This is a genomic window from Aquisalimonas sp. APHAB1-3, from assembly GCF_048323695.1.
GTDB lineage: Bacteria > Pseudomonadota > Gammaproteobacteria > Nitrococcales > Aquisalimonadaceae > Aquisalimonas.
The window spans coordinates 61144-86792 of sequence record NZ_JBLWFT010000008.1; the positions used below are offsets into that span (position 1 = coordinate 61144).

The window sequence follows — 25649 nt, forward strand, 5'->3', positions numbered from 1 at the left end:
TCAGCGGCAATCACGACATAGGGGACAATCCATTGAAACAGCAGATCAGAAAGACCCTGGTGCTGGGTGCGGGCACGCTATGCCTGGCGGGCGGCAGTCTGGCCCACGCGGACACCGGAGTGGACATCCACGGCATCATCGATGTTTACGGCGGCGCTCAGAACCCGCTGGGAGCAGACAGCTGGACAGGCAAACTCAGTGCGGGCGGCAAAGACACCTCCTACTGGGGCATCTCCGCCCGACACCAAGTCAACGATGACTTGGCCGTGGTGGGCGATATCGAAGCCTTCTTCCGTCCCGACTCCGCTGAGCAGGGCCGTTTCGAGGGGGACATCTTCTTCGCCCGCAACGCCAACGTCGGTGTGGAAACGGAATACGGCACGGTGCGCGGCGGCCGTGTAACCGCACCGCTGTTCCTGCCCATGGTGTTCACCAACCCGTTCGGCGGCTCATTCGAGTTCTCCCCGGCCAACTACCACACCTACGCGGGCGGACCGAACGCGCCGCTGGTCGGCGACTCCGGCTGGAGCGACACGGTGCAGTACACCTCGCCGGACCTGAACGGCGTCACCATCAACGTGCTCTACGGCTTCGGCGACAACGAGGGGGATGACAGCCGCGGCGACGATCGCATCGGCGCCTACGCCGTCTACCGTGCCGGCGCGTTCACTGGCACCGCAGCCGCCCACGCCGTGGATTATGCACTGGAGGCGGCCGGCGTCGACGACGACGGCACCCAGTACGCGGCGCTGCTGGGCGGCATGTACGACTTCGGCACCTTCCAGCTCTACGGTCAGTACCAGCATATCGACAACGACCTGGATAGCGACGATTTCGCCATCAACAGCGTCACCGTGGGCGCCAGCGTCGATGCCGGCCCCGGCCAGGTGCTCGCCTCCTACGCCTACGCCGACGCGTCGCGCTTCGGTCCGGAAGACTACGAGGACGGCGGCGACCGCCACACCTGGGCGGTGGGTTACGAGCTGCCCCTGAGCAGCATGGCCACGGCCTACGCCACCTATTTCATGGACGACATCGACGACGCCAGCGACGCGGGCCACAACGTGGGCACCGGCGTGCAGCTGCGCTTCTAGACAGACAGGCGCGCCTGGCGCCTGCCGGCATGGCGCGGGAGGCCCGGCCTCCCGCGCCCGACATACATGACCACGATTACGCGATCACCGGGAGTGCACAATGACCGCTTCGAACAATCCACTCCGCCGCACCGCGGCTGCCGCCGGCCTGGCCGCGGCCCTGATCTTCCCGGCAACGGGCACCGCCGACGCGGTGGACATCGACTTCCAGCTGGACTGGCGCTTCGAGGGGCCGTCGGCACCGTTTCTCATGAGCGCCTCGCGCGGCTACTTCGAGGACGAAGGCCTGGACGTCTCCATCGACTCCGGCAGCGGCTCGGCCGAGACCATCAACCGCGTCGCCTCCGGCGCCTACGACATGGGTTTCGGCGACCTCAACGCCCTGGTGGAGTTTCTCGCCAACAACCCCGACGCCCCCTCTCTGAGCGCCGTGTTCGTGGTCTATGACGGTTCACCCGCGGCGGTCTTCGCGAAGAAGTCGAGCGGTATCGAGGAGCCGGCGGATCTCGCGGGCAAGACGCTCGCCGCTCCCTCCTTCGACACCGGCCGCAGGGCCTGGCCGCTGTTCGCCCGCGCCAACGACCTGGAATCCGATTCCGTGTCCTGGGACTCGGTGGACCCCGCCCTGCGCGAGCAGTTGCTGGCCAGCGACGACGTGGGCGCCATCACCGGCTTCTACTTCACCAGCCTGCTGAATCTGGAATCCCGCGGTGTTGCCGAAGAGGATCTGGTGATCATGCCGTTCCCGGAGTACGGCGTGGAACTCTACGGCAACGTCATCGTCGCCCGGGACTCCTTCATCGAGGAGCACCCCGAGGCCGTGAGCGGATTTCTGCGCGCCTTTACCCGGGGCATGGCTGCCACCCTGGAGGATCCCGACGGTGCCGTAGATTACGTACAGGAGCGGGATGACCTGATCGAGCGCGACATGGAGGTGCGCCGGCTGAAGCTCGCCATTGAGGGCTCCATCGACACGCCTGCCGCACGCGAAAACGGCCTTGGCGCCGTGGACATGGAGCGCCTGGAGCTGACCATCGGCCAGGTGGCAGACGTGTTCGAGCTGGAAGACAACGTGCCCTCGGCCGAAGACGTGTTCAACAGTGACTTCCTGCCGGATCAGGACGACCGCATGGTCTTCCCGGACTGATCCCATGGCCGACGGAGCATCCATGACAGCAACTGCAACCACGAGCGCCGCCCCGGAGACGGGGCGGCCGTTCGTCGCCTTCGACCATGTCAGCCTTGCCTACGACGACAGCGGCAACGCCATCGAGGACATCGACCTCAACATCGCCGAAGGCGAGTTCGTCGCCTTCGTGGGGCCGAGCGGCTGCGGCAAGTCCACCTTCATGAAGTTGTGCACCGGGCTGCACCAGCCCACCGCCGGGCGCATCACCGTGGACGGGGCGCCTGTGAACGGCCCACTCAAGATCACGGGAATGGCATTCCAGAACGCCACGCTGCTGCCATGGCGCACCACCCTGGATAACGTCATGCTGCCGCTGGAGATCGTGCAGCCCCACCGCGCCCGCCTGCGCCGGCACCGCAAGGAATACGTGGAAAAGGCCATGGGCCTGCTGCAGACCGTGGGCCTGGACGGGTATGCCGACAGCTACCCCTGGCAACTCTCCGGCGGCATGCAGCAGCGCGCCTCCATCTGTCGTGCGCTGATCCACGACCCACGCCTGCTCATGCTGGACGAACCGTTCGGCGCCCTGGACGCCTTCACCCGGGAAGAACTCTGGAGCGTGCTTCAGGACCTGTGGCGACAGCAGCGGTTCACGGTGGTGCTGGTCACCCACGATCTGCGCGAGGCCGCCTATCTGGCGGACACCATCTACGTGATGAGCAAGCGCCCCGGGCGCATCATCGAGAAACGGCAGGTGCCGTTCCCGCGCCCACGGAACCTGGAACTCACCTATACCCCCGAGTTCAGCGACCTGGTCTACGACCTGCGCGCGCGCATCGGCTCCATTCGCGAGGACAACAGCCAATGACCTTTCTGCGCCTGTCTCCGGAAATGCAGCTACGGCTGGCACCCTGGGCGGCCGTCGTGGTGCTGCTCGCCATCTGGGAGGGAACGGTTCGCGTCCTGGGCGTGCCGCAGTATATCTTCCCGGGCGTCATCGACACCGCCAACGCCCTGGTGGAGTTCCACCGGCCGGTATCACGGCACGCGTGGCAGACCTTCTGGACCACGGTCATCGGCTTTGCCATCGGCGTGGTCGTGGGACTGGTGCTCGGGGTGATCGTCGGCTCGTCGAAGTTCATGTACCGGGCGTGTTACCCCCTGCTGGTGGCGTTCAACGCCATCCCCAAGGTCGCGTTCGTGCCGATTCTGGTGGTGTGGTTCGGCATCGGCACGGTGCCGGCGATCATCACCGCCTTCCTGATCAGCTTCTTCCCCATTGTCGTCAACGTGGCCACCGGGTTAGCCACGCTGGAGCCGGAGATGGAGGACGTGCTGCGGGTGCTGGGCGCGAAACGGCGGGACGTGCTGTTCAAGGTGGGCCTGCCGCGTTCGCTGCCCTACTTCTTCGCCTCCCTGAAGATCGCCATCACCCTGGCGTTCGTGGGCACGGTGGTGTCAGAGACGGTGGCCTCTAACCAGGGCATCGGCTATCTCATGATGTCCGCGGGCTCGCAGATGCGCATGCCGCTGGTGTTCGCTGGGCTGGTGGCCATCAGCGTCATGGCCATGGTCATGTACCAGTTCTTCGCCTGGATCGAGCACCGCATGACCGGGTGGGCGCATCGGCGATGACGGGCCAGAATGGTGGTTCGTTCAGGGTTGGTGGACCTGAAGGTCCACCCTACGGCGGCTCTCCGGCCGGGGCTGCAGCAAACGTAGGGTAGACCTTCAGTTCGTTCGGGGTTGGTGGACGTAAACGTCCACCCTACGGTCACGGATACGGCATTGCCTGACCCACGCGTAGGGTGGACCTTCAGGTCCACCAGACCATGCCGGAATGGTTATCGCACGAACCGGACCGCATCGGCGATGCCGGTGCGGTCGGTGCGGTAGCGGTTCACCGGATGGCGTTCGTCGGCATAGCCGAACGAGCAGCCGAACAGCAGATGGCGATCCGCCGGCATGTCGAAATGCTCCCGCACCAGGTCCGGGTAGGCGGCCAGAGACGCCTGGGCGATGGTATGCACGCCCTGGTCCAGCGCCGCCAGCATGAACGCGTGCAGGTACAGGCCGCAGTCCACGCCGCCGTAGAACCCCAGACTCTCGTGGCAGAACACCAGCATGCAGTGCGGTGCATCGAAAAAGGCGTAGTTGCGCAGCATCTGCTGCGCCCGGGCGTCGCGATCCTCGCGGCCGATCTCCAGGGCATTGTAGAGCGCTGCGCCGCAGGCCTTGCGACGGTCGTCATGGCTGCCCACGTACTCACGCGGAAACGGCTTGTCGGGGTTCGCCTCGGCACCCGAGGCGGCATGGGCATGGAGCGTGTCCCGCAGCGCCACGGTGGCCGCCGGCGATTCCGTCACCACCACCTCCCAGGGCTGGGTGTTGCACCAGGACGGGGTCTTCTGGGCCACATCCAGGATGTGCCGCAGGATTCCCGCGGGCACCGGATCGGACAGGAACGCACGGGCGCTGTAGCGCTGTCGCATGAGGTTCTCGAAGTTCATGCCGGACTCCTATGCAATTCAACACGAACCGGGCGCCCGGGGAATCGACGTGACGCTCGGTGGGGGGTAATCTCGTCGCAGTCATCAAATACAGAGACGGGAGGAGAAAAGACATGCTGGACGCCAGCGAAATCGAACTGTTCCGGGACACCCTGCGCCGTTTCCTGGAAAACGAGGTCATGCCCCATTACGACGCCTGGGAGCGGGATCGGCTGTTTCCGCGCGAGCTGTGGAACCGCCTCGGCGAGAACGGCTTTCTGTGCGTGGATGTCCCGGAGGAATACGGCGGCTTCGGCGGCGATTTTCAGCTCTCCGCCGTGGTAATCGAAGAAGTGGCGCGCATGGGGCTGGGCGCCCTGGCAACCAACCTCTCGGTGCATTCGGACATTGTCGCGCCCTACATTCTTCACCTGGGCACCGAGGAGCAGAAACAGACCTGGCTGCCGCGCATGGTCACCGGCGAGGCCGTGGGCTGCATCGGCATGACCGAACCCGGCGCCGGTTCCGATCTCCAGGGCATGAAGACCCGCGCCGAGAAGGACGGCGACGGCTACCGGATCAACGGCCAGAAGACATTCATCACCAACGGCTACCACGCGGACGTGATGATCGTCGCCTCCAAGACCGACCCGAGCGCCGGCGCCAAGGGCATGACCCTGTTCACCGTGGACACCACCACGTCGGGCTTCGACCGTGGCCGCAAGCTGGACAAGATCGGCCAGCACGGCTCGGACACGGCCGAACTGTTCTTCCAGGACGTGCGCGTGCCGGCGGACCAGATCCTGGGTGGCGAGGGCAAGGGCTTCGCCAACCTGATGAACGAGCTCCCGCGCGAGCGCCTGGTTCTCAGCATCGGCGCCATCGCCGCCTGCGAGGGCATGCTCGATCGCACCATCGCCTACACGCAGGAACGCAAGGCGTTCGGGCAGCCCATCGCGGCACTGCAGAACACCCGCTTCACCCTGGCGGACCTGCGCGCGCAGATCGCCGTGAACCGAGCGTTCGTGGATCAGTGCACGGCAGAGTACAACCGGGGCGAACTCACCACCACCAACGCCTCCATCGCCAAACTGACCACCACCGACCTGCAGTTCAAGGTGGCCGATCAGTGTCTGCAGCTCTTCGGCGGCTACGGCTACATGCAGGAGTACCCCATCTCCCGGGACTTCGTGGACGCCCGCGTGCAGCGCATCTACGGCGGCAGCAACGAGATCATGAAGGAGATCGTCGCCCGCTCCATACTGGGCCGCTAGACACCCGGCAGCGCCTGCCGGCCCCGGGGTCACGCCCGTGCGTGGCTCCGGAATCCGGCAGGCCCGTTGACGGCGGCACCCTCTCATTGAAGGCTGTCTCCGCGCCCCTCTGCCATGCTCATTTCGGCTGCATGCGAATGGCGCCATCCAGGCGGATGGTCTCGCCGTTGAGCATGGTGTTACCGACAATGCTCTCCACCAGATGCGCATACTCCGCCGGCCGGCCAAGCCGCGGCGGGAACGGCACGCTGGCGCCCAGGGAATCCTGCACCTCCTGGGGCAGCCCCAGCAGCATCGGCGTCTCGAACAGCCCCGGGGCGATGGTCATCACGCGAATGCCGTGGCGCGCGAACTCCCGGGCGATGGGCAGAGTCATGCCGGCGACACCCGCCTTGGAGGCGGAATAGGCGGCCTGGCCGATCTGGCCGTCGAACGCGGCGACCGAAGCCGTGTTGATGATCACGCCCCGCTCGCCCTCGCGGTCCGGCTCGTTCTCGGCCATGAGCGCGGCGGCCAGCCGGATCATGTTGAAGGTGCCCACCAGGTTGATCTGAACCACCTTGTTGAAGCGCTCCAGATCATGGGGCCCTTCCTTGCCGAGGGTCTTCTCCGGCGTGCCCACACCGGCACAGTTCACCAGGCCGTGCAGCGCGCCGAAGGTCTCCTTGGCGGCATCCACCGCATGCTGGGCGTCGGCTTCGCTGGTGACGTCGCAGCGCACGCTGTGCACAGCGCCGCTGAGCTCGTGGGCGAGCTTGCCACCCGCCTGGTCGTTCATGTCGGCGACCACCACACGGGCGCCGCCATCCACCAGGCGGCGGACGGTGGCTTCACCCAGACCGGATGCGCCACCGGTCACGACAAAGACGCGTTCATTGATGTTCATGTCACAAACCTCCTTGGACGATTGCATCGGCGGACAAGCGCTGCTTGACCCGCCCCGGAAAACACTGGAATGTTGCCCGCACACCCCGGCACGACCGGGCAGGCATGCGAACAAGAACCAGAAGCGGGAGGAGACACATGGGCCCCCTGAAAGGTGTACGAGTCGTCGAGATGGCCGGCATCGGCCCCGGGCCGTTCTGCGGCATGATGCTCGCCGACATGGGCGCGGACGTCCTGCGCATCGACCGCAAGACCGCCAACGCCCTGCCGGTGGACGATCCGGTCACCGCTCGCGGCCGCCGATCCGTGGCGCTGGACCTGAAACAGCCGGCCGGCGTCGAGACCGTGCTGCAGCTCGTGGAGCAGGCCGACATTCTCATCGAAGGGTACCGACCGGGCGTCATGGAGCGCCTCGGACTCGGCCCGGAGACGTGCCTGGAGCGCAACCCGCGACTGGTCTACGGCCGCATGACCGGCTGGGGCCAGGAGGGTCCGCTGGCCCAGGCCGCCGGCCACGATCTCAACTACATCGCCCTGGCCGGTGCACTGCACGGCATCGGGCGGGCCGGCGAACGCCCGGTGCCGCCGCTGAACCTGGTAGGCGACTACGGCGGCGGCGCCATGATGCTCGCATTCGGTGTGGTCTGCGCCGCCCTGGAAGCACGCCAGTCCGGCCAGGGCCAGGTGGTGGACAGCGCCATGACCGACGGCACCGCCCTGCTGCTGAGCCTCTTCCACGGGCTCAAGGCCCAGGGCGTCTGGAGCAACGAGCGCGGCACCAACCTGCTGGACGGCGGCGCCCCTTTCTACGACACCTACACCTGCGCCGACGGCCGCCACATCAGCATCGGCGCGCTGGAGCCGCAGTTCTACCGGGAACTGCTCGAGCGCATCGGGCTCAGCGACGACCCGGACTGCGCGGAACAGATGAACCGCAAGGCCTGGCCGGCCATGCGCGCCCGCTTCGAGGCCGTGTTTGCCACCCGCACCAGCCGGGAATGGTGCGATATCCTTGAAGGTACGGATGTCTGCTTCGCCCCGGTGCTGGACATGGACGAGGCGCCCGAACACCCGCACCACGTGGCGCGGGGTACCTTCGTGCAGCACGACGGCATGGTGCAGGCGGCGCCGGCGCCGCGGTTCTCCCGCACCCGTGCGGAGCTGACCACCGGCGCACGGAAGCCGGGCGAGGACACCGACACCGCGCTGACCGACTGGGGCATCGACCCGGGCGTGGTCAGCGAACTCCGGGAGCAGGGCGTCTGCTGACGCCCTGTCCACCGGAATCACGTCACGGATCAGGCCGGTACGAACCGACACCAACGAACGAGGAGACTGACCATGCAGGACGATCCGATTGTCATCGTCGGCAGCGCACGCACCCCCATGGGCGGACTGATGGGCGACGTGTCTGCACTGCCGGCGCCGGAACTGGGCAGCGCCAGCATCGCCGCCGCGCTGGAGCGCGCCGGCGTGCCGGCGGATGCGGTGAACGAGGTGTTCATGGGCAACGTGCTGCCGGCAGGACTGGGCCAGGCGCCGGCCCGGCAGGCGGCACTGGGCGCCGGGCTGCCTCTGTCGGTGCCCTGCACCACCGTGAGCAAGGTCTGCGGCTCCGGCATGCGGGCCACCATGTTCGCCCACGACGTGCTCGCCCTGGGGCGCGGCCGCATCACCGTCGCCGGCGGCATGGAGAGCATGTCCCGCGCACCCTACCTGCTGGACCGGGCGCGCAGCGGCTACCGCCTCGGCCACGGCAAAGTGACCGATCACATGTTCTTCGACGGCCTTGAGGACGCCTACGAAAAGGGCGAACTGATGGGCGCGTTCGCCGAACGCTGCGCCAGTCACTACAGCTTCACCCGCGAGGCCCAGGACGACTACGCCGAGGCCTCGCTGCGGCGCGCGCGCAAGGCGGCCGAGGACGGCACCTTCGACGCCGAGATCACCCCTGTGACCATCCGCGAGCGTCGGGGCGAGCGCACCGTCTCCCGCGACGAGCAGCCCTGGAACGCGGACCCGGACAAGCTGCGCAACCTCAAGCCCGCCTTCGATCCGCAGGGAACGGTGACCGCGGCCAACGCCAGCTCCATCTCCGACGGTGCGGCGGCACTGGTGTTGATGCCGCTCAGCGAGGCGGAAAAACGGGGGCTGACGCCGCTGGCCGCCATTCGCGGCCAGGCCAGCCACGCCCGGGAGCCCCAGTGGTTCACCACCGCCCCGGTGGGCGCAATGACCGGGCTGCTTGAGCAGGTGGGCTGGTCCGCCGGCGACGTGGACCTGTGGGAGATCAACGAGGCGTTCGCCGTGGTGGTCATGGCGGCCATGAAGGAGATGGGCCTGCCCCACGATACGGTCAACGTCCACGGCGGCGCATGCGCGCTGGGCCACCCCATCGGCGCCTCCGGCGCGCGCATTCTCGTCACCCTGCTGAACGCCCTGCAGACCCACGGCCTGAAGCGCGGCGTGGCGTCGCTGTGCATCGGCGGCGGCGAGGCCACGGCGGTGGCAGTAGAGCGGCTGGACTGACCGGGCCCGGGAGCGGCGGCGGTCGCGACTGACGTCGCTCCTACGGCGGTTTTTCCCCACTGTGGGAGCGGCTTCAGCCGCTATGTGCAGACGTTCGCGACTTGCGTCGCTCCTACAGGGTGTCCCGGTGGCGACCGTAATCTCAGTCGCGACCATGCGCCCGGGCGCACGCCCGGGGCCGGAACGCTGCGGCTGCCTGCCCCTGTCCGTGGCCATCACGCCTCACAGATCTCCGAAATCGCCGTGACGACCATGGCCGGACGCGAAACGGCCGGCGCCGGCGACGCCCTCCTCGCGCAGGGCACGCAGGCCCTGCTGGTATTCATTGCGCAGCGCATCCCCCGCCGCGGCGCCATGCTGCGCGTAGGCCGACGCCCGGTCGATACGCATGCACAGCTGGGGAAAGCGGGTCAGCTCCTGCGCCAGTTCCTCGGCGGCGGCGCGCGCCTGTCCTTCCGGCACGACGCGGTTCGCCAACCCCATGGCGTGGGCTTCATCGGCGGCCACGGTCCGGCCGGTGAGAATCAGATCCATGGCGCGGCCGAGGCCGATGATCTGTGGCAGCCGCAAGGTGCCGCCATCAATCAGCGGCACGCCCCAGCGGCGGCAGTAGACGCCGAAGCAGGCGTTCTCCTCCACCACGCGCATGTCGCACCACAGCGCCAGCTCCATGCCGCCGGCCACGGCGTAGCCCGACACGGCGGCAATCACCGGCTTGCTCAGTTGCAGGCGGGACGGCCCCATGGGCCCGGGTGAACCGGTGATCGCGCGACCCGCCGGCGGCTCCAGCTCACCCAGGTACTCCTCCAGCGCACCGGAGGAGACGGCCTTGAGGTCGGCGCCGGCACAGAAGGTGCCGTTCTCGCCGTGGAACACGGCGACGCTGGCGTCATCATCGGCTTCGAAATCCATGAACGCCTGATACAGCGCACGGGCGGTATCGGGATCGACGGCGTTGCGGGCCTGCCGCCGATCCAGGATCACGGTGGTGACGGCGCCGCTCTTCTCGCTGCGAACCGCTGTCATTGCTGCGTGCTTCCGCCGTTCTCAAGGAACTGGATGACGCTGGAGAAGTCCTTGTGGCCGTTCCCGGCTGCGTCATGCAGGGCGTAGATGTTGCGCGCCAGCGCCCCGAGCGGGGTCGCCTTGCCATCCTTCAGCGCAGCGTCCATGGCCAGGCCCAGGTCCTTCAACATCAGCGCCGTGCCAAACCCGCCGCTGTAGCCTCGCGACGCCGGGGTGCCGTCCATGACATCCGGGTGCGGGTTGTAGCCGTTCAGCACCCAGTTGCCGCCGGAGCTCTGCTGCATGATGTCGGACAGGGCCTTGGGGTCCAGCCCCTCGGCGATACCGAGGTTGATGGCCTCGGAGGTGCCGATCATGCTGATGGCCAGCAGCATGTTGTTACACATCTTCGCCACTTGGCCCGCACCGGCTGGGCCGGCATGGAACACCGCCCGGCCCATGATGTCCAGCACCGGTCGCGCCTGCTCCACCGGCGCGGTTTCACCGCCGACCATGAAGATGAGCTTGCCGGCCTCCGCCCCTGCGACACCACCGGAGACCGGGGCATCAATCATGGGGCAGCCGGCCTGCTCCGCCTCGGCGGCCACGGCGCGGGCGGTATCGGCGTCGATGGTACTGGAGTCCACCAGCAGCGTCCCCCTGGCGGCGGTGGCCAGCAAGCCGCCCTCGCCCAGGTAGAGTTCGCGCACATGCCGGCCCGCGGGCAGCATGGTCACCACGATCTCCACGCCGGTGGCAGCTTCGGCCGCGCTGGCGCACCCGGTGGCCCCCGCACCCTCGAGCCGCTGGACGGCCTCTTTCGAGAGATCGAACACACGCACGGCGTGTCCAGCCTTGACCAGGTTGGCGGCCATGGGGCCGCCCATGTTGCCCAGTCCGATGAAACCGATCGTCGCCATGGCGATTCTCCTCCAGACCATGTAGGTGACGGGGGCGCCGCAGGCGCCGCCGGTTACAGATCCGCCAGCGGGTCTGCCTTGTAATCCGCCGGCAGCACGAAGTGGGCATCGACCACATCGTCAGGTACCTCCGCCAGGGACGGTACCGACCAGGCCGGGCTGCGGTCCTTGTCCACCAGCAGCGCCCGCACGCCTTCGCGGAAGTCGGGCCGCCGCGAGGACTGCACGGCCATGCAGAGCTCACGCCGGAAGCACTCCACCAGCGACAGGTGCCGACCCCCGCGGTACTGGCGGTCGAACACCGCCAGTGACACCGGGCAGGCCCGCTTGAACCCCTTGGCGGCGGACTGCAGCCACTCTTCGTTTTCCGCGGCGGACTGGATCGCCGCCATCACGGCACCGGGCGTGGCGTGATCGGTGAGTTCCTGGATGCGCGCGTAGCGGTCCATGAACGGCGTCTCGCCGGTGGCGTCCTTCGCCCGCCACAGGTCGCCGAGCACCCGGCTGGCAGTCTCGTGCCGGTCGCGTTCGTCGGTGCCCCAGCTGGCGGCCGCCATCGCGTCCACCACCGCTTCGCGCTGATCCGACTGGATCATGTAGTTGCCCAACCCCAGGGCGAAGATGTCCGTGCCGAACACGTGCTCGCCCGTGAGCCCGAGGAAATAGCCGGTGCGCCCCGGCATGCGGTTGAGGAAGTACGTGCCACCCACATCCGGGAACAGGCCCAGGGGCATCTCCGGCATGGCGAGCCGCGAGCGCTCGGTGAGAATGCCGTGGCTGCAGCCCGCCAGCAGCCCGACGCCGCCGCCCATGACGATGCCGTCCGCCCAGCAGACGATGGGCTTGGGGTAGGTATGCACCAGGTGGTCGAGGCGGTACTCCGTGGTGAAGAAGTGCTCCGCCACCGGCGCGGGCTCGCCCAGGGCGCGCTGTTTCATGTCGTGATAGAGGCTGACCACGTCGCCGCCGGCACAGAACGCCTTCTCGCCGGTCCCCTCGAGGAAGATGGCGGCGACCGACGGGTCGGTGGCCCACTCGTCCAGGGCCGGCTGCAGGGCGTCGATCATGGCCTGGCTGAGGGCATTCAGCGACTTCTCGGCGTTCAGCCGCACGCGCATGACGCGCTGGCCGTCGGCGGTGGCCACGGCCTCGAAGACAACGGGGCTTTCGTCGACCATCAGCGGTTCCTCCACTGCGGGGCACGCTTCTCGACGAAGGCCGCCATGCCCTCTTTCTGGTCTTCGGTGGCGAACACGGAGTGGAATACGCGCCGCTCGAACAGCACGCCTTCCGAGAGGGTGGTCTCGTAGGAGCGGTTCACGGACTCCTTGCACATGCTCACGGCCATGCGGGACAGCCCGGCGATCTGGCCGGCGGTCTTCATGGCCTCGTCCAGCAGCTGGTCCGCCGGCACCACCCGGCTCACCAGCCCGGAGCGCTCGGCCTCGTCGGCATCCATCATGCGGCCGGTGAGACACATCTCCATGGCCTTGGACTTGCCGACGAACCGGGTCAGGCGCTGGGTGCCGCCCGAGCCGGGGATGGCGCCGATCTTGATTTCCGGCTGCCCGAACTTGGCCGAGTCGGCCGCCAGGATGAAATCGCACATCATCGCCAGCTCGCAGCCACCGCCCAGGGCATAGCCGCCCACAGCGGCAATCACCGGCTTGCGGCAGCGCAGGATCTGCTCCCACTCGCTGGTGATGAAGTCTTCCTTGTAGACATCGGCGAAGCCCTTGCTCTGCATCTCGCTGATGTCCGCCCCTGCGGCAAACGCCTTCTCGCTGCCGGTGATCACCATGACGGCCACGTCGTCGTCGCCGTCGAAGGCGGTCAGGGCCTCGCCCAGTTCGCGCATCAGGGCGCTGTTGAGGGCGTTCAGCACCTTGGGGCGGTTGAGGGTGATCACGCCGATGCCGTCGCGTTTCTCGGTGATGAGGTTGTCAAAAGCCATGGTGTCCCCGATCTCTTCAGTTGGTGGGCCGGCCCGGCGGAGCGCTCAGGCCAGCAGGTTCTCGCTGCCCGGCGCCAGCAGGCGGCGGGCGATGATGACGCGCATGATCTCGTTGGTGCCCTCCAGGATCTGGTGCACGCGCACATCGCGCACGTGGCGCTCCAGGGGGTACTCCCGGATGTAGCCGTAGCCACCGTGGATCTGCAGGGCCTCGTTGCAGATGCGAAAGCCCAGGTCCGTGGCCAGGCGCTTGGCCATGGCGCAGTAGGTGGTGGCCTCCGGGTGTTTCGCATCCAGCCGGGCGGCGCCCAGGCGCACCATCTGCCGGGCCGCGACCAGTTCCGTGGCCATGTCGGCGAGCTTGAACTGCACGCCCTGGAACTCCGCCAGGGCCTGGCCGAACTGCTTGCGCTCTGCGGCGTAGCGGCGTGCCGCGTCGAGCGCGGCGGCAGCGGTGCCCACGGAGCAGGTGGCCACGTTCAGACGGCCGCCATCCAGCCCCTTCATGGCAATCTTGAAGCCGTCACCCTCACCGCCCAGGCGATTCGCCTCGGGCACGAACACGTCCTCGAAGGTGATGCCGCGGGTGGGCTGACTGTTCCAGCCCATCTTGCCTTCCTTGCGTCCGTAGGTGATGCCCTCGGCGTCCGCGGGAACCGCAAAGGCGGAGACGCCACCGGCGCCTTCCCTGCCGGTGCGCGCCATGACCACCAGCAGGTCGGTCTCGCCGGCCCCGGAGATGAACACCTTGCTGCCGGTGAGCCGGTAGCCGTCGCCGTCGCGAACCGCTTTCGTGCGCAGCGACGCCGCATCGGAGCCGGCGCCGGGCTCGGTGAGACAGTAGGAGGCCAGCTTCTCGCCGGCGGTGAGCTGCGGGCACCAGGCCTCACGCACCGCCTCCTGGCCGAAGGTGGCCACCATCCACGTGGCCATGTTGTGGATGGTGATGTAGGCCGTGGTCGAGGTGCAGCCACCGGCCAGGGCCTCGAAGATGATGGTCGCATCCAGGCGGGACAGGCCAAGCCCGCCCACGTCCTCGGGGCAGTAGACACCACAGAAGCCCAGCTCGCCGGCGAGACGCAGGGTCTCCACCGGAAAGATGCACTCCTCGTCCCAACGTGCCGCGTTGGGTGCCAGTTCGCGCTCGGCGAACTCGCGCGCGGTCTCCTGGAACGCGACCTGATCGTCGTTGAGCTCGAAGTCCATGGCCGTCCCCTATCGCATGGAGATGGTCATGTTCGGTCCGCTCGGCAGATCCTCTTCCGGCCAGCGGCTGATCACCGTCCGCGTCTCGGTATAGAACCGGATCGCCTGCTTGCCGTAGGCGTGCAAATCGCCGAAGAAGGAGTTCTTGCCACCGGTAAAGGAGAAGAACGGCGCCGGGACCGGGATGGGAATGTTCACCCCCACTTGCCCGACTTCGGTCTCGTGCTGGTACTTGCGCGCGGCCGCGCCGGAGCGCGTGAAGATGGAGGTGCCGTTGCCGTAGGGGTTGGTATTGACCAGGGCAATGGCCTCCTCCAGGGAATCCACGTGCATGACCAGCAGCGCCGGCCCGAAGATTTCTTCCTTGTAGACCGTCATCTCCGGGGTGACGTCATCGATCAGCGTCGGCCCGACCCAGTTGCCGTCGGGGTAGCCGTCCACGGTGTGCCCGCGGCCGTCCAGGAGCAACTTGGCCCCTTCCGGCTCCGCGGTGCCGATCAACTGCTCCACCCGCTCCTTGGCGGCCGGGCTGATGAGCGGCCCGTAGGCGGCATCGGAGTCGCTGGGAGGCCCGGGGCGGATGCTCGCCACGGCCTTGCGGATGTCGTCCATCCAGCCGCGGGTCTCCTCGCCCACCAGCACGGCCACGGAGATGGCCATGCAGCGCTGGCCGGCGGCGCCACAGGAGGCGCCCACCAGGTGGTTGATCACCTGGTCCTTGTTGGCATCGGGCATGACCACCATATGGTTCTTCGCCCCGCCCATGCACTGCACGCGCTTGAGGTTGTGGGTGCCGGTCCGATAGACGTGCGTCGCCACCGGCACCGAGCCCACGAAGGAGACTGCCTTGATGGCCGGATCCTCGAGCAGATAGTCCACCTGCGGCTTGCGACCGTGGACCACCTGCAGCGTCCCCGCCGGGAACCCCGCCTCCTGCCACAGCTCCGCCAGCCGCGTCGGCGTGAGCGGATCCTGCTCCGAGGGCTTCAGCACGAAGGTGTTACCGCAGGCCACGGCCAACGGGAACATCCACAGGGGGATCATGGCCGGGAAGTTGAACGGCGTAATGCCGGCACACACCCCGATGGGGTGGACGATGCTGTGGGTGTCGATGCCGCGGGCGACGTTCTCGGTGGTCTCGCCCATCATCAGCGTGGGCATGCTGCAGCCGTGCTCGACGACTTCGATGCCGCGCCAGACATCGCCCTTGGCGTCGGCCATGGTCTTGCCGGTCTCACTGGCGAGAATCTCGGCAAGCTCGTCGTGATGCTCCTTCAGCAGCGCCTGATAGCGCATGAGGCAGCGCATGCGCTCCTGCACCGGTGTGTGCCGCCAGGTGACGAAGGCATCCTCGGCGGCGGAGACGGCACGGGCCATCTCGGCGTCGGTAGTCACCGGGGCACGGCCGATCACCTCCTGGGTCGCGGGATTGGTGACGTCGATCCAGTCGCTCGTGGTGCTCTGCACGAACTCGCCATTGATCAGCAGCGGCACGTTCCGCGCCGCATCGCTCCGCACTGTGCTCATGACTCCTCCTCGCACCCTGCCTCTGCAGGGATTACTGGTGACGCACGGTCATCCCGGCGGCGCCCACTCAGTCGAACGCGCGCTCGTCCGCGATCACCTTGCCGTCGTTGGGCAGCTCGCCGGCGGCCTTGATGTCTACGCCGCCACGCATCTTGGTGATGGCCTGCAGCGTTTCGGCCACCGTGTCCGCGAACGCCGCGTCGGAGACAGTGGACTCCACGTTCAGGGTCATGGCGTCCTTTTCGTTCTCGCGCGTCACCACCAGCCGCGCGCGGCTGATCTCCGGGTGGCGCGCCATGATGGCGTTGATCTGCTCGGGCGTAACGAACATGCCCTTGACCTTGGTGGTCTGGTTGGCACGGCCCATCCAGCCCTTGATGCGCGGCGCAGTACGCCCGCAGGGACTCGGTCCGGGCAGGAAGGCGGTGAGGTCACCGGTGGCGAAGCGGATCACCGGGAAGGCGCCCGCGCGCAGCACGGTCACCACCATCTCGCCCACCTCGCCCTCGGCCACGGGCTCGCCGCTGCCCGGCCGGACCACTTCCAGCAGCACGTCCTCATCGGTGATGAGGCCGTCCAGGTGTTCGGTTTCGTAGGCCACCAGCCCGAGTTCGGCGGTGGCGAAGGCCTGCAGTACGCGCACGCCGCGCCCGGCCATTTCTTCGCGCAGGCTGGCACTCAGCGGTTCACCACCAACCAGTGCACGGTCGATGGAGGAGACATCGCGTCCCAGCTCCTGGCCCTTGTCCAGCAGCGCCTTGAGGAACGACGGCGTACCGCCGTAGACCTGCGGACGCAGCCGCTCAATGGCATCCACCTGCACGTCGGTGTTGCCGATGCCGGCGGGGAAGACCGGGCAGCCCACGGCGCGAGCGCCGCTGTCCATCATCATGCCGGCGGGCGTCAGGTGATAGGAGAAGGTGTTGTGGACCAGTTGCCCGGGGCGCAGCCCGGCGGCCCAGAACGCGCGGCCGAACCGCCAGTAGTCGCCTTTCGCCTCGGCCGCCTCGTAGATGGGGCCTGGCGACTGAAACACGTACGACAGCTCGCTCATGGACGCCGCTTCCATGCCGCCAAACGGCGCATCCTCAGCCTGCTGGCCGGGAATGTCGGCCTTGCGGGTCAGCGGAACCCGCGCCATGTCTTCCAGGGTCTGGATGGCGTCCGGATCCACATCGGCCAGGGTCGCCGACCAGTAGCGGGACCGCTCGCGGGCGTGCCGGAGCACCTCTCTCACGGTGGCCAGCTGCTCGGCGCGCCGCTCCTCGGCAGACCGGGTCTCGCGTGCGTCGTAATAGCCGTTGTCACTCACGATCCAACTCCTCTCCCGTGCACAGGTGGGCGCCGGCGGCTCACGCCAGCCAGCGCTTGCGGCGGCGGTAGTGCTTGACGTCGCGGAAGCTCTTGCGGGCTTCGCCGGAGCCGACACCCAGGTAGAACTCCTTCACGTCCGCGTTCTCGCGCAGCTCCCGGCCGGTGCCGTAGAGCACCACGCGGCCGTTCTCCAGGATGTAGCCGAAGTCGGCGTGCTGCAGGGCGACGTTGGTGTTCTGCTCGGCAACCAGGAAGGTCACCTTCTCTTCGCGGCGCAGCCGCGAGACGATCTGGAAGATCTCCTCCACGAGCTGGGGTGCCAGCCCCATGGACGGCTCGTCCAGCAGGATCATGCGCGGCTTGGCCATCAGCGCCCGCCCCAGCGCGAGCATCTGTTGCTCGCCACCGGAGGTATAGCCGGCCGTGGACTTGCGCCGTTCCTTCAGCCGCGGGAAGTACTCGTAGACCCGCTCGATCTCCTCCTCTGCCTGAGCACTGGAGATCCTGCGGCTGTAGGAGCCCACCTGCAGGTTCTCTTCCACGGTCAGGTGTTCGAACACGTGCCGCCCTTCCATGACGTGGGAGAGCCCGCGCTCCACCCGCGCCGGGGCCGGCACGTGACTGATGTCCTCGCCATCGTAGGTCAGCGACCCGCGCGTGATTTCGCCACGCTCGCCGGTCAGCAGCCCGGAAATGGACTTCAGGGTCGTGCTCTTGCCGGCACCGTTACCGCCGAGCAGGGCGACGATATCCCCTTCCTTGACTTGCAGTGAGACGCCCTTGAGCACGAGCACCACGTGGTTGTAGACCACTTCGATGTTCTGCAACTCCAGGAGCGGCTTCTCCTGGCCGGTTTGTTCCGCCATTGACTTGCCTCCGAAATGAGCCGTTGCCGGGGCGCAGGGCGCCCCGGCACGTGCGGCACTGACTCAGTCGCATTCCCGGATTTCGAGGCCTTCGCTCTCGGCGAAGCTCTCGGCGGACTCCCGGTACAGCGGGAAGATCCGATCCATGTCGGGCTCCATGAAGTCGGTCAGGGCGTTCCACTGCTCGCCGTCCCACTGCTGGATGCGGGCAAGACCGCCACCCTCGTGGTCCTCGCAGGTCACGTTGACCGGTGGCATCAGACCAGCCATGCCCAGCTCCTCGGTACGCTCCTCGGAGATGGTGAGCTGGTTCCAGGCCCACTTGGTCTCGTCGCGACCCATGACCTCGCCCTCGCCGAACTCGTCCTGCGCCTGACGCCAGGCTTCGACGATGTAGGCGGCGTTGATGAGGCCGCGGTTGTAGGCAATGTTGCCGATCTGGTCGCCGTCGCCCGCCTCGTCACCGGGGCCGTAGACGTGCTCTTCCAGATCATCGTAGATCGGGTAGTCACGCCCGGGGCCATGGAAGGTCACGGCCTTGTAGCCCTCCGCGGCACTGCCCGCCGGCTCCACGGCGTCGTCCTGAGCGGCGTAGATGCCGCCGATGATGCGCTCGCGGTCGATGCCAACGGACGCAGCCGTGCGGATCGCGGTGGGGTTCATGACACCCCAGCCGTACAGCGACACCCAGTCCGGCTGCATACGCCGAATCTGGGTCCACACCGAGCGCTGCTCCACGCCCGGGGGCGAGATGGCCATCTCTTCCAGGGTGAAGCCGTACTCTTCGGCGTAGCCGCGCAGCACACCCAGGGGCTCACGGCCGTAGGCGGAGTCGTGGTAGGCGTGGACGATGGTCTTGCCTTCCAGGTTCTCCCAGCCGCCTTCCTGCTCGGCAATGTACGCCATGGTCACCGTGGTGCTGGACCAGTAGGTGGTCGGCACCATGAACACCCAGTCCATCACGCGGCCGTCGGCGGCGTCGGCACGGCCGTAACCCATGGAGTGCACGATGATGTTGTCGTCCTTGGCACGCGGGATGAGCGCGTAGGTGATGCCCGTGGACAGCGGCGCCACCACGGTGGCCCCATTGCCGCGATCCTTGAGCCGCTCGTAGCACTCCACGCCGCGGTCATTGGCGTAGGCGGTTTCACACTCCTCCATGCGGATGCGCACACCGTTGATGCCGCCGTCGCGTTCGTTGATGAGCCGCACGTAGTCCGCGAAGCCATCGGCGAACCCGACGCCACTCGGCGCGAACGGGCCGGTGCGATACACCAGACTGGGCAGATACTGTTCTTCGGCCTGCGCCTGGGCCGCGAACAGGCTGGTCATGCCTATGATCGCCCCCAGACCGACCGCACTCAGCTTACCGGTCACTGATTTTTTCATTGCTTTCTCCTCCATACGGGCTCAGGACCCGTCTGACACTCCGGATGCCACAACCCGATGGCCGTGGTCATACCCTCCAGAAGCCTGTATCGGCCTGGCCTTCCCGTCTAGTACGGGAAGGGCCACAGCCGCAGTTTCTGCTTCGCGATACTCCACAACCGTGCCAGCCCATGGGGCTCGACGATGAGGAAGAAGATGATCAGCGAACCGAAGATGAAGATCTCGATATAGCTGATCATTGCCGTACCAAGTGGCAGCCCGATGGCGCTGGGCACGGTGTTCAGCAGGATCGGCACGATGACGACGAAGGCCGCCCCCAGGAAGCTCCCGAGAATCGAACCGAGGCCGCCGATGATGACCATGAACAGCACGTCGAAGGAGGTGTAGATATCGAACGCCTCCGCCTCGAGCTGACCCAGGTAGAGATAGGCCCAGAGCACCCCGGCGATGCCGACAATGAAGGAGCTCACCGCGAACGCCTTCAGCTTCGTGGGCATGGGCCGGATGCCGATGATCTCCGCCGCCACGTCCATGTCGCGTATGGCCATCCATTTTCGCCCTGTGGCACTACGCACTAGATTCTTGGCCGCCAGGGCGATGATGATCACCACCGCCAGGGCGAACAGGTAGCGGTCCACAGGGGTGTCGATGCGCCAGCCGAGGATCTCGATGGTCTGGGCCGAGATGACACCCGTGGGGCTGTAACCCACGAACCAGGGCCGCTGCAGCAACCAGATCAGGAAGAACTGGGCCGCCAGCGTCGTCACCGCCAGATAGAACCCCTTGATCCGCAGCGCCGGCAGGCCGAAGAGCACCCCCGTGCCGGCGGCGATGAGCCCCGCCAGGACGAAGGCCACCAGCGGCGGCATCTCCGGGATGCGTGCCAGCAGGTTCCAGGCCGCGAATGCACCCACCGCCATGAACCCGCCCGTACCGAGCGAGATCTGACCGCAGTAGCCAACCAGAATATTGAGGCCGATCGCCGCCACCGAGTAGATCAGGAAGGGCAGCAGCAGCGCCTGGATCACATAGTTGGAGACCAGGAACGGAATAGCGATGGCCACGAGGATGACCAGGGCCAGAAAGATCTGGTCCTGCCGGATGGGCAGCATGGCCTGGTCGGCGGCGTACGTCGTTTTGAACTGTCCGGATTCGCGATAAAGCATGGATCAGATCCTTTCGATGATCTTTTCGCCAAACATGCCTTCCGGCCGATACACCATGAACGCCATGGCAATCACGTAGGCAAACCAGTTGTCGATGCCGCCGCCGATGATCGGCCCGAGGTAGACCTCGGCCATGGCCTCGCCGGCGCCGATGATCAGGCCGGCGATGATGGCGCCGTGGATGGACGTGAGCCCACCCAGCAGCAGCACCGGCAACGCCTTGAAGGCCACGTCGACCATGACCGGCTGCACGCCGAGGTTGCCACCCCAGACGACACCCGCCACCACGGCCACGAACCCGGCAATGGCCCAGACCACCACCCAGACGGTACTCAGGCGAATCCCCACCGCCTGTGCGGCCTGGTGATCATCCGCCACGGCCCGGAGCACCCGCCCCATGCGCGTGCGCTGCGCAAACACCGCCAGCATGAGCACCAGGACGATGGCGATGGCGCCGGCGACCAGGTCGTAGCTCTGGAAGAGCATGTCGCCAACGAAGATCGGATCCTGCGGGATGCCCACGTCCAGGGAACGGGAACGGCTGCCCCAGATGATTTCGGCAAACCCGATCAGGGCGAAGAAGATACCGATCGTGGACATGAACATGATGATCGGTTCCTGGTTGACCAGGGGCCGTAGCACCACTCGTTCGATAATCCAGGCGACACCGACCATCAACACGATGGTGATGGGAATGGCCAGCCAGAACGGCACACCGTAGCGCTGATTCATGCCGGCGATGAACATCGCCGCGAACAGCACCATGGCAGCCTGAGCGAAGTTGAAGATACCGGACGCCTTGAAGATCAGGACGAACCCGAGCGCCACGAGCGAATACATCATCCCGGCCAGCAGACCGCCGATCAGGACTTCAATGAAGAACGACAATTCCATCGGCATGGTCAGGCCTCCTGTTCCTGGCTGGTTCCCAGGTACGCTTCGATCACACGCGGGTTGGAGCTGACCTCTTCAGGTCCACCTTCACCGATTTTCTCGCCATGATCGAGAACGACGATGTGATCCGACAGATCCATGACCACGGCCATATCGTGCTCGATCAGGCAGATGGTCATCCCGAATTCGTCGTTCACATCCAGAATGAACCGGGCCATGTCCTGCTTTTCCTCCAGGTTCATGCCCGCCATGGGCTCATCCAGGAGCAGGAGCTCCGGCTCCGCGGCGAGGGCCCTCCCCAGCTCGACCCGCTTCTGCAGCCCGTAGGGCAGCGTGCCCACAGGCGTCTTGCGGTAGGCCTGGATCTCCAGGAAGTCGATGATCTCTTCGCAGAAGCGGCGGTGCTCCATCTCCTCCCGCTGTGCCCGACCAAGCCACAGGGCGTTCTCCAGCAGGGTCGCCTTCGTCTTCAGGTGACGGCCGGTCATGATGTTGTCCAGGGTGCTCATGCCCTTGAACAGGGCGATGTTCTGGAACGTCCGCGCAATCCCCTGGTTGGCCGCCTCGTAAGGGCGCATCTGCCGGCGCGGCCTGCCCTTGTAGGTAATGGTGCCACTGTTGGGGTGGTAGAAGCCGTTGATGCAGTTCAGCATCGACGACTTGCCGGCGCCGTTGGGCCCGATGATGGAGAAGATCTGTTTACGCTTGACCTCGAAGCTGACGTCCCGGAGTGCGCGGACACCGCCGAAGGCCAGCGATACGTTCTCCACCTTGAGCAGCGACTCCCCCGCCTGGCCCCTGTGGGCCTTGAGTTGTGCTTGTGCTGTTGCCATGGGCCTATCCCGCCTTGCTCATGTGCTGGAAGGTTTTGGCGTCACTGATGCGCAGGGTTGCTTCCAGCACACCGGTACTGCCGTCCTCGTAGGTGACGGGTGCCTTCACATGCACGCTGTCGTCACCGTTGTAGAGCGCGTCGATCAGCGTCTGATAGCGCTCGTTGATGATGCGTCGGCGCACCTTGCGGGTCCGCGTGATCTCGCCATCATCCGGATCCAGTTCCTTGTGCAGGATGAGGAAGCGCGACACCTGGATGGGCACCAGCTCCGGGTCCGAAGCCAGATCCTGGTTGACCGCCTCCACTTCTTCCTTGATGAGCTCGTAGACCTCCGGCCGGCCCGCCAGGTCGACGTAACCGGTAAACGCGATGTTCTTGCGCTCGGCCCAGTTGCTCAGCGCCTCGAAATCGATGTTGATGAAGGCCATCACGGAGTCGCGCTCGTGGCCGAATGCGACCGCTTCCATGATGTGCGGGTGGAACTTGAGCTTGTTCTCCACGTACTTCGGACTGAACATGGTGCCGTCATTCAGGCGACCCACATCCTTGGCGCGATCGATGATGCGCAGATGGCCATCCGGGGTGAACATGCCGGCATCGCCACTCTTCACCCAGCCATCCGGCGTCTTGGTCTTCTCGGTTTCCTCATCGTTCTTGTAGTAGCCCATGAACACGCCCGGGCTGCGATAGAGGACCTCGCCGTTGGCGTCCAGATCGATCTCCACGCCCTCTCCCGGCGGCCCCACCGTGTCGGGGCGCACGTCATCGTCCTTCTGCAGGCAGAGGTACACCGAGCACTCCGTCTGCCCGTAGAGCTGCTTGAGGTTGATGCCGATGGAGCGGAAGAAATCGAAGATGTCCGGGCCGATGGCCTCACCGGCGGTGTAGGCGACCCGGATGCGCGAGAAGCCCATGACGTTGCGCAGCGGCCCGTAGACCAGCAGGTTGCCGATGGCGTAATTGATTCGGTCCAGCGTGGACACCGGCTTGCCTTCGAGAATGTCGACACCCACGCGGCGCGCCAGCCCGAGGTAGTAGTGGAACATGCGGCGCTTGATGGCGCTGGCATCTTCCATGCGCACCATGACGCTGGTAATCAGGTTTTCCCAGGTCCGCGGCGGCGCGAAGAAGTACGTCGGGCCGATCTCGCGCAGGTCCGACATGACCGTATCCGGCGATTCCGGGCAGTTCAGGCAGTAACCGGCCAGGAACCCCTGGCAGTACGTGAGGAAGTGATCCCCCACCCACGCCATGGGCAGGTAGGCCAGGCTCTCGTCGGCTTCGGTGATATTGTCGAAGGCAACCGCATACTCGGCGGACTTGAGCAGGTTGTCATAGCTCAGCATCACACCCTTGGGGCGGCCGGTGGTGCCCGACGTGTAGACGATCACCGAGAGGTCTTCGCCCTTGCCCTGGGCCGCCTCGGTTTCAAAGAACCCCTGGTTGGCGCGGGCATATTCACGGCCGCGTTCCTGGACCTGCTCCAGCGACTGCAGCCCCGGCTCGTCGTAATTGTGCAGACCGCGGCCATCTTCGTAGATGATCGCTTCGATGCCGGGCAAATCACCCCGCACCGAGAGGACCTTGTCCACCTGTTCCTGGTCCTCGGCAAAGACGAAACGCACATCACCGTGGTCGAGCACGTACTGCATCTCGTCGGCGGCCGAGTCCTGGTAGACCGGCACCGGCACCGCACCGATCGCCTGGGACGCGGCGAATCCCCAGTAAAGCTGGGGCCGGTTGTTGCCGATGATGGCGATCTTGTCGCCCCGGCCGGCACCCAGCGCCTTGAACCCACCCGCGAGCGCCTCGACCTCGTCGCGCACGTCACCCCAGGACCACGTCTGCCAGATACCGAGATCCTTTTCACGCATGGCCGCCCGCTTCGGGCGCTCCTGCGCGTTCCGGATCAGAAGTTTGGGGAACGTGTCGTTCCGGTTCCTACTGTTTTCCGCCATACCATATGCCCCTTGCAAGCATCACCGCATACGGCCCGACAGCCACTCACGCAGCTTACGGGTCAGCCGTGCCGAACAACGCGGAAGGAAAATGAACGGAAAGCGGATGGGCTTACGGGCCCGGCCATGGAAACGGGACGGACGGCGTCGGAAACGACGTGCCTCATCGCGAACTCTCCTCCTGTTTATGCAGTCGATTATTATTTATTGACTGCATTTATAATCATTATTACGCCCTCAGATTACTCACTCTGATGGCAAATGCAAGCGCTCGATTTCACAGTGTCGGATAATGACACATCACGCCCTTCCGGGGCCGTGTGCCGGATCGGTGAGGGGTGGGAAACGCAACGGGCAGGCAGGTTCCGGACCGGGTCGGCGGGCCCGTCAGGACGCTAGCGCCGCCTCGATACACGCCCGCCCCAGGGGGCTCCGTGCGTCCCCCAGTTCCTCGGCGATGGAGTAGTGATCGTGGTCGCCGAGCACCTCCAGACTAGCCCGCGACCCCGCCTTGCTTACGGCCGTGTGGAAGTCCCTGGACTGCTGGATCCAGGACGCGGTCTCGCCGCCGCCCACGTAGAGCGCCAGGGGCAGGTCCGTGTGCGGGAGGTGGTGCATCGGGCTCAGCGCCTCCGCGGTCGCGGCATCGAGCCCGATGTCGGCGTTGACGGTGGTGTGGCGGACCGGTGCCAGATCGAACAACCCGCTGACCAGCACCGCGCGACGCACCAGCCCCGGCGCAACCGGGGCGTCGAAATCCGGCGCATGGGCCATGGCCAGCAGATGGGCGCCGGCAGAGTGCCCCGATGCGGTCAGCCGCGTCATGTCGCCGTAGTCACCGCCGTGGTCGCGGAGCCAGTGGAAACAGGCAGTGGTCTCGCGCACGAGCGTCGCGAGATCCGCATGGGGGCACAGACTGTAGTTGGGCAGTACCAGCGTGACACCGGCCTCCAGGAACGCCGGCGCCATGAAGCTGTAGTCCGCCTTGTCCCGGCCACGCCAGTAGCCCCCGTGCAGGAACACGTGCACCGGCGCATCAGGGCCGGCCGGGAAGATGTCACAAGTATTCAGCGGCCGCTCACCGTAGGCCACGTCGTAGACGCCGTCGACACAGGCCCGCGCCCGCTCGCTGGCCCGGGCGGCCCGCTCCACGTAGGCGGCCACGTCGGGCACGTGCATGTGCGGGTTGTACTCGTACTCGATGGCATCATCCAC

The 25649-nt window shown here is 66.5% G+C and carries 23 protein-coding genes; 7 read left to right on the top strand and 16 right to left on the bottom strand.

Annotation, left to right across the window (positions count from 1 at the left end; translation table 11 throughout):
* Positions 1 to 32 precede the first annotated feature (32 nt).
* From ACNSTU_RS12365 to ACNSTU_RS12380, 4 genes are all read left to right on the top strand, one after another.
* Positions 33 to 1094 carry a porin gene (locus ACNSTU_RS12365; RefSeq protein ID WP_290631196.1) on the top strand — a complete coding sequence of 354 codons (1062 nt, stop codon included), beginning with the start codon at positions 33 to 35 and terminating at the stop codon, positions 1092 to 1094.
* 100 nt (positions 1095 to 1194) lie between these two features.
* On the top strand, positions 1195 to 2241 hold the full coding sequence (locus ACNSTU_RS12370) for an ABC transporter substrate-binding protein (RefSeq protein ID WP_290631194.1): 1047 nt from the start codon (positions 1195 to 1197) through the stop codon (positions 2239 to 2241).
* A 22-nt stretch (positions 2242 to 2263) separates the two neighbouring features.
* Positions 2264 to 3091 (top strand): ABC transporter ATP-binding protein, encoded by an 828-nt coding sequence (locus tag ACNSTU_RS12375; RefSeq protein WP_290637317.1) that lies wholly within the window; start codon positions 2264 to 2266, stop codon positions 3089 to 3091.
* Positions 3088 to 3858 carry an ABC transporter permease gene (locus ACNSTU_RS12380; protein ID WP_290634845.1) on the top strand — a complete coding sequence of 257 codons (771 nt, stop codon included), beginning with the start codon at positions 3088 to 3090 and terminating at the stop codon, positions 3856 to 3858. The genes ACNSTU_RS12375 and ACNSTU_RS12380 overlap by 4 nt, the downstream gene beginning before the upstream one ends.
* 209 nt (positions 3859 to 4067) lie before the next feature.
* On the opposite strand, the gene ACNSTU_RS12385 is transcribed toward ACNSTU_RS12380, so the two are convergent.
* A complete protein-coding gene (locus tag ACNSTU_RS12385; RefSeq protein WP_290634847.1) occupies positions 4068 to 4733 on the bottom strand; it encodes a nitroreductase in 666 nt (221 codons plus the stop codon).
* A gap of 113 nt (positions 4734 to 4846) precedes the next feature.
* Between ACNSTU_RS12385 and ACNSTU_RS12390 the strand changes: the two genes are divergently transcribed.
* Complete coding sequence (locus ACNSTU_RS12390; protein ID WP_290634849.1) at positions 4847 to 5986, top strand: acyl-CoA dehydrogenase family protein; 1140 nt, start codon at positions 4847 to 4849, stop codon at positions 5984 to 5986.
* A 118-nt stretch (positions 5987 to 6104) separates the two neighbouring features.
* Here the strand turns inward: ACNSTU_RS12390 and ACNSTU_RS12395 are convergent, their stop codons facing one another.
* On the bottom strand, positions 6105 to 6872 hold the full coding sequence (locus ACNSTU_RS12395; protein ID WP_418212425.1) for a 3-hydroxyacyl-CoA dehydrogenase: 768 nt from the start codon (positions 6870 to 6872) through the stop codon (positions 6105 to 6107).
* A 137-nt stretch (positions 6873 to 7009) separates the two neighbouring features.
* Here ACNSTU_RS12395 and ACNSTU_RS12400 point away from each other — a divergent pair, with 137 nt between their 5' ends.
* Both ACNSTU_RS12400 and ACNSTU_RS12405 read left to right on the top strand, forming a co-directional pair.
* Positions 7010 to 8140 (top strand): CaiB/BaiF CoA transferase family protein, encoded by a 1131-nt coding sequence (locus ACNSTU_RS12400; RefSeq protein ID WP_290634853.1) that lies wholly within the window; start codon positions 7010 to 7012, stop codon positions 8138 to 8140.
* A gap of 72 nt (positions 8141 to 8212) precedes the next feature.
* Positions 8213 to 9400, top strand: coding sequence for an acetyl-CoA C-acyltransferase (locus ACNSTU_RS12405; protein WP_290634855.1), 1188 nt, complete (start codon positions 8213 to 8215; stop codon positions 9398 to 9400).
* Between the two features lie 222 nt (positions 9401 to 9622).
* Here ACNSTU_RS12405 and ACNSTU_RS12410 read toward each other — a convergent pair whose 3' ends face one another.
* From ACNSTU_RS12410 to ACNSTU_RS12475, 14 genes are all read right to left on the bottom strand, one after another.
* Positions 9623 to 10426 (bottom strand): crotonase/enoyl-CoA hydratase family protein, encoded by an 804-nt coding sequence (locus tag ACNSTU_RS12410; protein ID WP_290637320.1) that lies wholly within the window; start codon positions 10424 to 10426, stop codon positions 9623 to 9625.
* Entirely contained in the window at positions 10423 to 11325 is a 903-nt protein-coding gene (gene mmsB, locus ACNSTU_RS12415) for a 3-hydroxyisobutyrate dehydrogenase (protein WP_290637322.1), read from the bottom strand. Before mmsB ends, ACNSTU_RS12410 begins: the two co-directional genes overlap by 4 nt.
* Before the next feature lie 53 nt (positions 11326 to 11378).
* Positions 11379 to 12503, bottom strand: coding sequence for an enoyl-CoA hydratase/isomerase family protein (locus ACNSTU_RS12420; RefSeq protein ID WP_290634861.1), 1125 nt, complete (start codon positions 12501 to 12503; stop codon positions 11379 to 11381).
* Positions 12503 to 13279, bottom strand: coding sequence for an enoyl-CoA hydratase (locus tag ACNSTU_RS12425; protein ID WP_290634863.1), 777 nt, complete (start codon positions 13277 to 13279; stop codon positions 12503 to 12505). The genes ACNSTU_RS12420 and ACNSTU_RS12425 overlap by 1 nt, the downstream gene beginning before the upstream one ends.
* A gap of 45 nt (positions 13280 to 13324) precedes the next feature.
* Positions 13325 to 14485, bottom strand: a complete 1161-nt coding sequence (locus ACNSTU_RS12430) for an acyl-CoA dehydrogenase family protein (RefSeq protein ID WP_290634865.1) — start codon at positions 14483 to 14485, stop codon at positions 13325 to 13327.
* A gap of 9 nt (positions 14486 to 14494) precedes the next feature.
* Positions 14495 to 16012: a CoA-acylating methylmalonate-semialdehyde dehydrogenase gene (locus tag ACNSTU_RS12435; RefSeq protein ID WP_418212426.1), complete on the bottom strand. Its 1518-nt coding sequence runs from the start codon at positions 16010 to 16012 to the stop codon at positions 14495 to 14497.
* Positions 16013 to 16079: 67 nt separating this feature from the next.
* Positions 16080 to 17324, bottom strand: coding sequence for a phenylacetate--CoA ligase family protein (locus ACNSTU_RS12440; protein ID WP_418212427.1), 1245 nt, complete (start codon positions 17322 to 17324; stop codon positions 16080 to 16082).
* Positions 17325 to 17364: 40 nt separating this feature from the next.
* The gene (locus ACNSTU_RS12445) at positions 17365 to 18192 is read right to left on the bottom strand and encodes an ABC transporter ATP-binding protein (RefSeq protein ID WP_290634870.1); all 828 of its coding nucleotides are present in this window, start codon (positions 18190 to 18192) and stop codon (positions 17365 to 17367) included.
* A gap of 63 nt (positions 18193 to 18255) precedes the next feature.
* Positions 18256 to 19581, bottom strand: a complete 1326-nt coding sequence (locus tag ACNSTU_RS12450; RefSeq protein WP_418212428.1) for an ABC transporter substrate-binding protein — start codon at positions 19579 to 19581, stop codon at positions 18256 to 18258.
* A 107-nt stretch (positions 19582 to 19688) separates the two neighbouring features.
* Complete coding sequence (locus tag ACNSTU_RS12455; protein WP_418212429.1) at positions 19689 to 20747, bottom strand: branched-chain amino acid ABC transporter permease; 1059 nt, start codon at positions 20745 to 20747, stop codon at positions 19689 to 19691.
* A gap of 3 nt (positions 20748 to 20750) precedes the next feature.
* Positions 20751 to 21647 carry a branched-chain amino acid ABC transporter permease gene (locus ACNSTU_RS12460; protein WP_290634090.1) on the bottom strand — a complete coding sequence of 299 codons (897 nt, stop codon included), beginning with the start codon at positions 21645 to 21647 and terminating at the stop codon, positions 20751 to 20753.
* Positions 21648 to 21649: 2 nt separating this feature from the next.
* Positions 21650 to 22474 carry an ABC transporter ATP-binding protein gene (locus tag ACNSTU_RS12465; RefSeq protein WP_290634092.1) on the bottom strand — a complete coding sequence of 275 codons (825 nt, stop codon included), beginning with the start codon at positions 22472 to 22474 and terminating at the stop codon, positions 21650 to 21652.
* 4 nt (positions 22475 to 22478) lie between these two features.
* Positions 22479 to 24434 (bottom strand): AMP-binding protein, encoded by a 1956-nt coding sequence (locus ACNSTU_RS12470; RefSeq protein ID WP_290634094.1) that lies wholly within the window; start codon positions 24432 to 24434, stop codon positions 22479 to 22481.
* 387 nt (positions 24435 to 24821) lie between these two features.
* Complete coding sequence (locus ACNSTU_RS12475) at positions 24822 to 25649, bottom strand: alpha/beta hydrolase (RefSeq protein WP_290634096.1); 828 nt, start codon at positions 25647 to 25649, stop codon at positions 24822 to 24824.

Bases quoted from the DNA above. Each gene is read 5' to 3' on its own strand.
- ACNSTU_RS12430 (WP_290634865.1), bottom strand. From the start codon at position 14,485: ATGGACTTCGAGCTCAACGACGATCAGGTCGCGTTCCAGGAGACCGCG.
- ACNSTU_RS12410 (WP_290637320.1), bottom strand. From the start codon at position 10,426: ATGACAGCGGTTCGCAGCGAGAAGAGCGGCGCCGTCACCACCGTGATC.
- ACNSTU_RS12445 (WP_290634870.1), bottom strand. From the start codon at position 18,192: ATGGCGGAACAAACCGGCCAGGAGAAGCCGCTCCTGGAGTTGCAGAAC.
- ACNSTU_RS12420 (WP_290634861.1), bottom strand. From the start codon at position 12,503: ATGGTCGACGAAAGCCCCGTTGTCTTCGAGGCCGTGGCCACCGCCGAC.
- ACNSTU_RS12465 (WP_290634092.1), bottom strand. From the start codon at position 22,474: ATGGCAACAGCACAAGCACAACTCAAGGCCCACAGGGGCCAGGCGGGG.
- ACNSTU_RS12470 (WP_290634094.1), bottom strand. From the start codon at position 24,434: ATGGCGGAAAACAGTAGGAACCGGAACGACACGTTCCCCAAACTTCTG.
- ACNSTU_RS12405 (WP_290634855.1), top strand. From the start codon at position 8,213: ATGCAGGACGATCCGATTGTCATCGTCGGCAGCGCACGCACCCCCATG.
- ACNSTU_RS12425 (WP_290634863.1), bottom strand. From the start codon at position 13,279: ATGGCTTTTGACAACCTCATCACCGAGAAACGCGACGGCATCGGCGTG.
- ACNSTU_RS12435 (WP_418212426.1), bottom strand. From the start codon at position 16,012: ATGAGCACAGTGCGGAGCGATGCGGCGCGGAACGTGCCGCTGCTGATC.
- mmsB (WP_290637322.1), bottom strand. From the start codon at position 11,325: ATGGCGACGATCGGTTTCATCGGACTGGGCAACATGGGCGGCCCCATG.
- ACNSTU_RS12450 (WP_418212428.1), bottom strand. From the start codon at position 19,581: ATGAAAAAATCAGTGACCGGTAAGCTGAGTGCGGTCGGTCTGGGGGCG.
- ACNSTU_RS12380 (WP_290634845.1), top strand. From the start codon at position 3,088: ATGACCTTTCTGCGCCTGTCTCCGGAAATGCAGCTACGGCTGGCACCC.
- ACNSTU_RS12390 (WP_290634849.1), top strand. From the start codon at position 4,847: ATGCTGGACGCCAGCGAAATCGAACTGTTCCGGGACACCCTGCGCCGT.
- ACNSTU_RS12400 (WP_290634853.1), top strand. From the start codon at position 7,010: ATGGGCCCCCTGAAAGGTGTACGAGTCGTCGAGATGGCCGGCATCGGC.
- ACNSTU_RS12375 (WP_290637317.1), top strand. From the start codon at position 2,264: ATGACAGCAACTGCAACCACGAGCGCCGCCCCGGAGACGGGGCGGCCG.
- ACNSTU_RS12460 (WP_290634090.1), bottom strand. From the start codon at position 21,647: ATGCCGATGGAATTGTCGTTCTTCATTGAAGTCCTGATCGGCGGTCTG.
- ACNSTU_RS12385 (WP_290634847.1), bottom strand. From the start codon at position 4,733: ATGAACTTCGAGAACCTCATGCGACAGCGCTACAGCGCCCGTGCGTTC.
- ACNSTU_RS12395 (WP_418212425.1), bottom strand. From the start codon at position 6,872: ATGAACATCAATGAACGCGTCTTTGTCGTGACCGGTGGCGCATCCGGT.
- ACNSTU_RS12455 (WP_418212429.1), bottom strand. From the start codon at position 20,747: ATGCTTTATCGCGAATCCGGACAGTTCAAAACGACGTACGCCGCCGAC.
- ACNSTU_RS12370 (WP_290631194.1), top strand. From the start codon at position 1,195: ATGACCGCTTCGAACAATCCACTCCGCCGCACCGCGGCTGCCGCCGGC.